An 8,262-nucleotide genomic window follows, 5' to 3' on the forward strand; every position below is an offset into this window, starting at 1 on the left:
CCTTAACGGGCAATAGGAGTCAGGCGCAGCAGGTGAATCCGGCGGCTGTCGGCATTCAGAATGCGGAAGCGATAGGCGCCAATTTCGGTAATTTCATTGCGTTTAGGCAGATGCCCGAACGCGCTCATCACCAGGCCGCCGACGGTGTCGAATTCATCGTCGGAGAATTCACTGTCGAAGAACTCGTTGAAGTTCTCGATCGGGGTCAGCGCCTTGATCAGGAAGTCACCGCTGGGCAGCGGCTTGATGTAGCTGTCTTCCTCGACGTCGTGCTCGTCTTCGATATCGCCGACGATCTGTTCCAGCACGTCTTCAATGGTCACCAGGCCAGCCACGCCGCCGTATTCGTCGATGACGATGGCCATGTGATTATGATTGGCGCGGAATTCGCGCAGCAGCACGTTCAGGCGCTTGGACTCGGGGACGAAGGTCGCCGGACGCAGCAAATCCTTGACGTTGAAGCTGTCGCCGTTTTCCTGAAGGATCAGCGGCAGCAGATCCTTGGCCAGCAGGACGCCCATGACGTCGTCGTGGCTTTCGCCAATCACCGGGTAGCGCGAGTGCGCGGAATCGATGACTGCCGGGAGGAATTCGCGGGGTGTATGGGCCGCCTTGATGCTGATCATCTGCGAGCGCGGAACCATGATGTCCCGTACTTGCAGGTCAGCGACCTGGATGGCACCTTCCACGATGGCCAGCGCTTCGCTGTCCAGCAACTTGTTCTGATGGGCTTCGCGCAACAGCTCCAGCAGCTCCTGACGGTTTTTCGGCTCGTGGGCAAAAGCCTGGGTCAGTTTGCCCAGCCAGGACTTTTGCCCGCTGCTCGATCGGTCTTCGCTCATAGCGATTACTCTAAATCCTTGGTTATTACAGTTGGAGGTTCGCAGGTTTCGTCATCTGCATACGGGTCAGGATGACCCAGTTCAGCAAGCAACGTTCGTTCCAGTGCTTCCATTTCTTCGGCTTCATCGTCATCGATGTGGTCGTAACCCAGCAGATGCAAGCAGCCGTGAATGACCAGGTGTGCCCAATGGGCGTTGAGTGCCTTGCCTTGTTCGGCTGCCTCGCGGACGACCACGGGCACGCAGATCACCAGATCGCCGAGCAGCGGGATGTCCAGCAGCTCGTCCGGCACATCGGCAGGGAAGGACAGTACGTTGGTGGCGTAATCCTTTTGCCGCCAGGTGTGGTTCAACTCACGGCCTTCTGGCTCGTCGACCAGGCGGATGGTCAGCTCGGAGTCGGCGGTGCGTTGTCGCAGGGCCAGCCCGCACCATTGGCGGAACTCGGCTTCGCTGGGGGCAGGGGCATCGGTTGCCAGTTGCAGATCAAGCTCAAGCATCGCGGCGACTGTCCTTCGCAGAGGAAAATTTGACCGGCTCGCCTTCAGCGCGATGCTCGAAACGCTCGTAGGCTTCGACGATGCGTTGCACCAGCGGATGGCGCACGACATCTTTGGAGGTGAAGTGGGTAAAGCTGATACCCGGCACATCCTTGAGCACATCGATCACGTGGGTCAGACCCGAGCGCGTGCCTTTGGGCAAGTCGATCTGGGTGATGTCGCCGGTGATGACCGCGGTGGAGCCGAAGCCGATTCGCGTCAGGAACATCTTCATCTGCTCGACGGTGGTGTTCTGGCTTTCGTCAAGAATGATGAAGCTGTTGTTCAGCGTTCGTCCGCGCATATAGGCCAGCGGCGCGATCTCGATCACTTGACGCTCGATCAGCTTGGCGACGTGTTCGAAACCCAGCATTTCGTACAGCGCGTCATACAGCGGACGCAGATACGGGTCGATTTTCTGTGCCAGATCGCCGGGCAGGAAGCCGAGTTTTTCGCCGGCCTCGACCGCTGGACGCACCAGCAGGATGCGGCGTACTTGCTCGCGCTCCAAAGCGTCGACCGCGCAGGCCACCGCCAGATAGGTCTTGCCGGTACCGGCCGGGCCGATGCCGAAGTTGATGTCGTTGCCGAGAATTTCCTTCACATAGCGCTGCTGATTCGGGCCGCGAGGGCGAATCATGCCTTTTTTGGTGCGCAATGCGACGGCGGGTTCGGCGGCCGGAAAGCTGTCCAGCTCTTCCACCGCAGATTCCTGCAGGAACAGGTGAACCATGTCCGGCGACAGCTCGGTACCCTTGGTTTCCCGGTACAGACGGCGCAGGAGGTTTTCCGCGGAGGTGGTGTGTTTGGGTTCGCCGATCAATTCGAACTGGTTTCCGCGGTTGCGGATCTCGATGGTCAGGCGCTGTTCGATCAGGCGCAAATGCTCGTCGAATTGCCCGCACAGATTGGCGAAGCGGCGAGCCTCAAAAGGCTCGAGGATGAAACGATGCGGTGCTATGGGTGCGTTCAAGGTCGTTTTTAGCCGCCCTAAGGCAATTGATATGGAATCAAGGATAACGCCAGTGGCCTGGGTGCGAAAGCTCTTAAATGGATGAGCGCGTCCTCAAGAACAACGCAGTTACAATGTGGGAGCGGGCTTGCTCGCGATAGCGGTGTATCAGGCAACATCAATGTTGAATGAAAGTCCGCTATCGCGAGCAAGCCCGCTCCCACATTTGATCTCCAGTGTCTTGACGATTACCTCAGCAGCGAACCACGCAGCGAGTGCGGTTGCGCGGCATCGATACGCACGTCAGCGAACTGGCCGATCAACGTGGGATTGTCGCAGCGGAAGTTGACGATACGATTATTCTCGGTACGCCCCTGCAGTTCGCCCGGGTCTTTCTTCGAATAATCGGTCACCAGAATGCGCTGGGTGGAGCCAACCATTTGTCGGCTGATCTCGAAGCCTTGCTGGTTGAGACGATGTTGCAGGGCGTTCAGGCGCTCTTTTTTCAGCTCTTCCGGAGTCTCGTCGGCCAGATCCGCGGCCGGGGTGCCCGGGCGTTGGCTGTAGACGAACGAATAGGAAAAGTCGAAGCCGACGTCTTCGATCAGCTTCATGGTCTGCTCGAAGTCTTTTTCGGTCTCACCGGGGAAGCCGACGATGAAGTCCGAACTGATGCAGATGCCCGGCACGGCGGCCCGCAGCTTGCGCAGTTTGGACTTGTATTCCAGTGCTGTGTGGTTGCGCTTCATCGCCGCCAAAATGCGATCCGAGCCTGATTGCACCGGCAAATGCAGATGTTTGACCAGCTCCGGGACTTCGGCATGGGCCTGGATCAGGCTGTCGGAGAACTCCAGCGGGTGCGAAGTGGTGTAGCGAATACGTTCGATACCATCGACGGCGGCGACCACGCGGATCAGTTCGGCCAGGTCCGCCAGACGACCGTCATGAGTCTGGCCGCGATAGCCGTTGACGTTTTGCCCAAGCAAGGTGACTTCACGTACGCCGTTTTCGGCCAGGTGAATGATTTCGGCCAGCACATCGTCGAATGGCCGGCTGACTTCTTCGCCGCGGGTATAAGGCACTACGCAGAACGTGCAGTACTTGCTGCAGCCTTCCATGACCGAGACGTAGGCGCTCGGGCCGTCGATACGCGGTTCTGGCAGGTGATCGAATTTTTCAATTTCCGGGAATGAAACGTCAACTTGCGGCAGCTTGGTGGTGCGCGCGGCGTCGATCATTTCCGGTAGGCGGTGCAGGGTCTGCGGGCCGAAGACCACGTCGACATAGGGTGCGCGGTCGCGGATTGCCGCACCTTCCTGGCTGGCCACGCAACCGCCGACGGCGATGACCATGTCCGGGTTGGCCAGTTTCAACTCGCGCCAGCGGCCGAGCTGGGAATACACCCGGTCCTGGGCGCGTTCGCGGATCGAACAGGTGTTGAGCAGGATGACGTCCGCGTCTTCGGCGCGTGCGGTGACTTCCAGGGCCTGATGTTCACCCAGCAGATCGACCATGCGCGAGCTGTCGTACTCGTTCATTTGGCAACCGTGGGTTTCGATGTAAAGCTTCTTGGCCATGGGAGTTCATCAAGTGATTCAAAGAACCGCGCATTATAGTGGTCACGACCCGAGGTTCCTAGCGTTGTGCATCGGGTGGCTATGCTATAGTTTGCGCCCTCTTTTATATCCCCCGATTTGTTACCCGCCCACCATGACCAAACGTGAAGCTCCAATCTACAAGGTGATTTTCCTCAACCAGGGCCAAGTGTTCGAAATGTACGCCAAGCAGATCTATCAAAGTGATCTGTGGGGCTTCCTGGAAGTGGAAGAGTTCGTCTTTGGCGAGCGCACACAGCTGGTCGTCGACCCGGGCGAAGAGAAGCTCAAGGCGCAGTTCGAAGGCGTGGTGCGCAGTTTTGTGCCAATGCATTCGATCGTGCGCATCGACGAAGTCGAGCGTCTGGGCACGCCGAAGATCACTGAAGCGCGCGGTATGAGCAATGTCATGCCGTTTCCGATGCCGATGCCGGAGAAGTAACACCCGAGACCGAGTCGCAGCCAATCGCGGGCAAGCCTTGCTCCTACGGATCACATACAACCGTAGGAGCGAGGCTTGCCCGCGATAGCGTCAGAAAGGCGATGCAGAGCTTAAGGCAGTGGCGAAAACGGTGAGCGCCCATCGGCGCTTTGCAGTTCCAGCAGGTATTTGCGGAAAATCTGCCCGAGCACCTGCGTCGCGACTTCCAGCTCGTCACGCTGCATGTGTTGAGCGACTTCGTCGGCAGTGTCCAGAGCATCCTCGGCGCCATTGACCGCCGCCATCTTCAGTACGATATACGCCTGAATGTTATTGGCCGGAACGCCTTCTCCGTGGAAAAACATGGTACCGAGTTTGAATTGCGCCTGGGCATGGCCTTGCAGAGAGGCTTTTTCGAAGTAGCTCAGGGCTTGATTGAGGTCACGCGGCGCATTTTTGCCCTCGTAATAGAATTCACCCAACTCGTATTGTGCTTGCGCATCCCCGGCATCCGACGCTTTCTTGCAGGCGGCAAGCGCCTCTGACTGGTCTTGTGGCTGAGTATTGAGGGTGCAGCGACCCATCGCTGGGATCAACAACGAGTTGCCGCCTGCTTGTGCTTGCGCGAGCAGGGGCTGAAGGAGCAACAGGCAGCCCAATGCAAGGGCGCGGCCGGTGCGGTTCATGGGAATCGACTTACCTCTGAGGGGCGCGCGGACCCATCGAGGGATCCAATAAGCGCGCATTATGAAATAAGCAGGGCCAACCTTACAAAGTCTTTACTCGTTTTTCTGCTGCGCGGCCCGATATCGTCCGGTTTGTAGGAAATTTCGTGCCTTAAAGGGCGGAAAAGAGACGTAAAGACCTGGGAAAAATCCGGACGCCGCGCAAGCAGCGTCAGATTGGTCATTGGTCGGCTTATTTCAAAGCAGCAAATGCACGCTCAGCAGCATCCAGAGTCAGTTTCAGCTCGGCATCGCCATGGGCTATCGAAGTGAAACCGGCCTCAAAGGCACTCGGTGCCAGGTAAACGCCGCCTTCGAGCATCAGGTGGAAGAAGCGTTTGAACAGGCCAGCGTCGCTGGACATGACGTCGTCGAAGGTCACGATGTCGTCAGCACCGCTGAAGTACAGCCCGAACATGCCGCCGGCCTGAGTGGTCACGAACGGAATACCGGCTGCGTCGGCGCGCTGTTGCAGGCCATCGAGCAGGCGAGTGGTGTAGTCGCTCAACTCTGCGTGGAAGCCTGGACGGCTGATCAGGCGCAGGGTGGCCAGGCCCGCAGCCATGGCCAGGGGGTTGCCGGACAGAGTACCGGCCTGGTAGACCGGACCCAACGGGGCAATGTGCGACATGATTTCTCGTTTGCCGCCGAAACAGCCCACCGGCATGCCGCCGCCAATGATTTTTCCGAAAGTGCTCAGGTCCGGGGTCACACCATAGTGCGCCTGGGCGCCACCGAGGGCGACACGGAAACCGGTCATCACTTCGTCGAAAATCAGCACCACGCCATGTTTGTCGCAGAGCGTGCGCAGACCTTCGAGGAAGCCCGGCGCCGGTGGTACGCAGTTCATGTTGCCGGCCACTGGCTCAACAATGATGCACGCCACTTCCTGGCCGACTTCACTGAGCATTTGCTCGACTGCGCCGATGTCGTTGAACGGCAGGGTCAGGGTATGTTTGGCAAACGCGGCGGGTACGCCGGCAGAGCTTGGAACGCCTTGGGTCAGTGCGCCGGAACCGGCTTTGACCAGCAGACTGTCAGAGTGGCCGTGGTAGCAGCCTTCGAACTTGATGATGCTGTCGCGGCCAGTGAAACCACGGGCCAGACGGATCGCGCTCATGGTCGCTTCAGTGCCGGAGCTGACCATGCGGACCATCTCCATCGATGGCACGATGGAGCAGACCAGATCGGCCATCCGGGTTTCCATCTCCGTCGGGGCACCATAGGACAGGCCGTGTTCGAGCTGCTTGCGCACTGCATCGAGCACCTCCGGGTGGCTGTGGCCGAGGATCATCGGGCCCCAGGAGCCCACGTAGTCGACATAGCGTTTGTCATCCTCGTCCGTCACATAGGCGCCTTCGGCGTGCTTGAAGAACAACGGCGTGCCGCCGACGCTCTTGAATGCACGAACGGGCGAGTTTACGCCGCCGGGAATGTGTTTCTGGGCATTGGCAAACAGGGTTTCGGAACGAGACATGATCGGGCTCTCTGAATCAGGATTCGGCTATTTAGATATGAAGCAGGGCTTTGAAGGCACGGGCGCGACGCGTCACTTCCTGGGTGTTCTCGGCGCCGAACAGGCCGTGGACCACGGCCAGCAGATCAGCGCCGTGGGCCACTAATGGGGCGGCGTTTTCCAGGGTGATGCCGCCAATCACGCAAATCGGCAGATGCAATTTGGTCCGGGCCTGGTCAAGCAACTCAAGGGTTGCCGCCGGCGCGCCGGGCTTGGTGTTGGAGTTGAAGAAGCGACCGAAGGCGACATAGCTGGCGCCTTCTTTGGCGGCTTGTTCGGCGAGTTCGAGCTGACTGTGGCAGGTGGAACCGATGATCGCCGTGCGCCCGAGCAGTGCCCGGGCCGGTGTCAGTGGGCCGTCGGTCTGACCCAGGTGTACGCCGACGCCAAGGCGCGCAGCCAGTTCGGCATCGTCATTGATGATCAACTGGGCGTTGTATCGCTCGCACAAGGTGCGCAGGGTTTCGGCTTCGCGCAGCCGACGGGCTTCGTCGCTGCTCTTGTCGCGGTACTGCAGCAGCGTGACGCCGCCATCCAGCGCCGCTTCCACATAGGGCAGAAATTTGCCGGCCAGCAGTTGGCTGTCGGTAATGGCGTACAGGCCACGTAGTTTCATCGAGCAAGCCTCATGCGTTACGAGCAAAAGTCCAGCGGCAGACGGCGCGGGACGAACTGGCCTTTGCCAAGCTGTTCGGCATCACGCAGGGTGCGCCAAGTGTAATTCAGAGCGGATTGCACGGCACTGGCGAGGTTTTCGCCCAAGGCCAGGCGACCGGCCAAGGCGCTGGCCAAGGTGCAGCCCGAGCCGTGATAACTGCCCGGCAAGCGCTGACAGGTATAGGTTTGACGACTGCCATCGCGGCTGTAAAGGCGATTATGCACTTCATGTTCATCGCCATGGCCGCCGGTGATCAGCAGGTGTTCGCAGTAGGCCAGGAGTTTCTCTGCGCACTCGTCAGGAGAGCCTTGCGGCAGTTCAGCGAGGATGCGGGCTTCGGGAAGGTTAGGTGTCGCGATAGTCGCCAACGGCAACAGTCGTTCGCGCATGGCGTAGCCGACTTCATCTTTACCCAGACGACCGCCGCCACCGGCACGCAATACCGGGTCACAGACCATCGGCAGATGCGGGTGCGCCTGGAGCAGTTCGACCACGGTGTCGACCATCTCCAGCGAGCCGAGCATGCCCAGCTTGACCGCTGCGACGGTCGAATCGTTGAGCACGGCGTTGGCTTGAGCCAACACCCACTCGCGATCCAGGACGCGGAAATCGCTGACATTGACCGTGTCTTGCACGGTCAGGGCGGTAACGGCGGGAGCCGCATGACAACCCTGAGCGAGCAGGGCTTCGATATCTGCCTGCAAGCCGGCGCCACCACTTGGGTCGTGGCCGGAGAGACAGAGGACAACGGGGCGAGAGCTATAGATATTCATGGTGCGCGAGCTTACCACCAAACGCTTTTTTCCGGGGCAGTGGCCGGCCCTATAAAGATGGCGGGCGAATGCAAAACCGTAGGAGCAGCCGGTCGACGCTCGATTGCTCGCGATGGTCGTTAACGATTACGCGTGCTTCCTGACGAAATGCGTCAGCTTCAAGTCCATCGCGAGCAATCGAGCGTCGACCGGCTGCTCCTACGGTTTTGCATTCGCCCGCCATCTTTATAGGGCCGGCCAC

9 protein-coding genes are annotated in these 8,262 nt (G+C 59.5%); 1 reads left to right on the forward strand and 8 read right to left on the reverse strand.

Annotated features, from left to right (window positions below; translation table 11 throughout):
• Positions 1–2: 2 nt before the first annotated feature.
• From AC07W5_RS26060 to miaB, 4 genes are all read right to left on the reverse strand, one after another.
• Entirely contained in the window at positions 3–842 is an 840-nt protein-coding gene (locus AC07W5_RS26060) for a CorC family transporter (RefSeq protein ID WP_494995037.1), read from the reverse strand.
• Positions 843–847: 5 nt separating this feature from the next.
• The gene (gene ybeY, locus AC07W5_RS26065) at positions 848–1,342 is read right to left on the reverse strand and encodes an rRNA maturation RNase YbeY (RefSeq protein ID WP_494995038.1); all 495 of its coding nucleotides are present in this window, start codon (positions 1,340–1,342) and stop codon (positions 848–850) included.
• A complete protein-coding gene (locus AC07W5_RS26070; RefSeq protein ID WP_494995039.1) occupies positions 1,335–2,354 on the reverse strand; it encodes a PhoH family protein in 1,020 nt (339 codons plus the stop codon). The genes ybeY and AC07W5_RS26070 overlap by 8 nt, the downstream gene beginning before the upstream one ends.
• Positions 2,355–2,581: 227 nt before the next feature.
• The gene (miaB, locus tag AC07W5_RS26075; protein ID WP_495024558.1) at positions 2,582–3,910 is read right to left on the reverse strand and encodes a tRNA (N6-isopentenyl adenosine(37)-C2)-methylthiotransferase MiaB; all 1,329 of its coding nucleotides are present in this window, start codon (positions 3,908–3,910) and stop codon (positions 2,582–2,584) included.
• Between the two features lie 133 nt (positions 3,911–4,043).
• Here miaB and AC07W5_RS26080 point away from each other — a divergent pair, with 133 nt between their 5' ends.
• On the forward strand, positions 4,044–4,370 hold the full coding sequence (locus tag AC07W5_RS26080; RefSeq protein WP_419116665.1) for a DUF1820 family protein: 327 nt from the start codon (positions 4,044–4,046) through the stop codon (positions 4,368–4,370).
• Positions 4,371–4,480: 110 nt separating this feature from the next.
• Here the strand turns inward: AC07W5_RS26080 and AC07W5_RS26085 are convergent, their stop codons facing one another.
• From AC07W5_RS26085 to AC07W5_RS26100, 4 genes are all read right to left on the reverse strand, one after another.
• A complete protein-coding gene (locus tag AC07W5_RS26085; protein WP_494995041.1) occupies positions 4,481–5,035 on the reverse strand; it encodes a tetratricopeptide repeat protein in 555 nt (184 codons plus the stop codon).
• Between the two features lie 232 nt (positions 5,036–5,267).
• Positions 5,268–6,551 (reverse strand): glutamate-1-semialdehyde 2,1-aminomutase, encoded by a 1,284-nt coding sequence (hemL, locus tag AC07W5_RS26090; protein WP_495024559.1) that lies wholly within the window; start codon positions 6,549–6,551, stop codon positions 5,268–5,270.
• Between the two features lie 31 nt (positions 6,552–6,582).
• On the reverse strand, positions 6,583–7,206 hold the full coding sequence (gene thiE / locus AC07W5_RS26095) for a thiamine phosphate synthase (protein WP_495012499.1): 624 nt from the start codon (positions 7,204–7,206) through the stop codon (positions 6,583–6,585).
• Between the two features lie 17 nt (positions 7,207–7,223).
• Positions 7,224–8,021: a hydroxymethylpyrimidine/phosphomethylpyrimidine kinase gene (locus AC07W5_RS26100; RefSeq protein WP_495024560.1), complete on the reverse strand. Its 798-nt coding sequence runs from the start codon at positions 8,019–8,021 to the stop codon at positions 7,224–7,226.
• Positions 8,022–8,262 lie beyond the last annotated feature (241 nt).

It is taken from the genome of Pseudomonas sp. GW821-FHT01E05 (assembly GCF_059422425.1).

Bases quoted from the DNA above. Each gene is read 5' to 3' on its own strand.
- AC07W5_RS26060 (WP_494995037.1), bottom strand. From the start codon at position 842: ATGAGCGAAGACCGATCGAGCAGCGGGCAAAAGTCCTGGCTGGGCAAA.
- ybeY (WP_494995038.1), bottom strand. From the start codon at position 1,342: ATGCTTGAGCTTGATCTGCAACTGGCAACCGATGCCCCTGCCCCCAGC.
- miaB (WP_495024558.1), bottom strand. From the start codon at position 3,910: ATGGCCAAGAAGCTTTACATCGAAACCCACGGTTGCCAAATGAACGAG.
- AC07W5_RS26080 (WP_419116665.1), top strand. From the start codon at position 4,044: ATGACCAAACGTGAAGCTCCAATCTACAAGGTGATTTTCCTCAACCAG.
- AC07W5_RS26085 (WP_494995041.1), bottom strand. From the start codon at position 5,035: ATGAACCGCACCGGCCGCGCCCTTGCATTGGGCTGCCTGTTGCTCCTT.
- hemL (WP_495024559.1), bottom strand. From the start codon at position 6,551: ATGTCTCGTTCCGAAACCCTGTTTGCCAATGCCCAGAAACACATTCCC.
- thiE (WP_495012499.1), bottom strand. From the start codon at position 7,206: ATGAAACTACGTGGCCTGTACGCCATTACCGACAGCCAACTGCTGGCC.
- AC07W5_RS26100 (WP_495024560.1), bottom strand. From the start codon at position 8,021: ATGAATATCTATAGCTCTCGCCCCGTTGTCCTCTGTCTCTCCGGCCAC.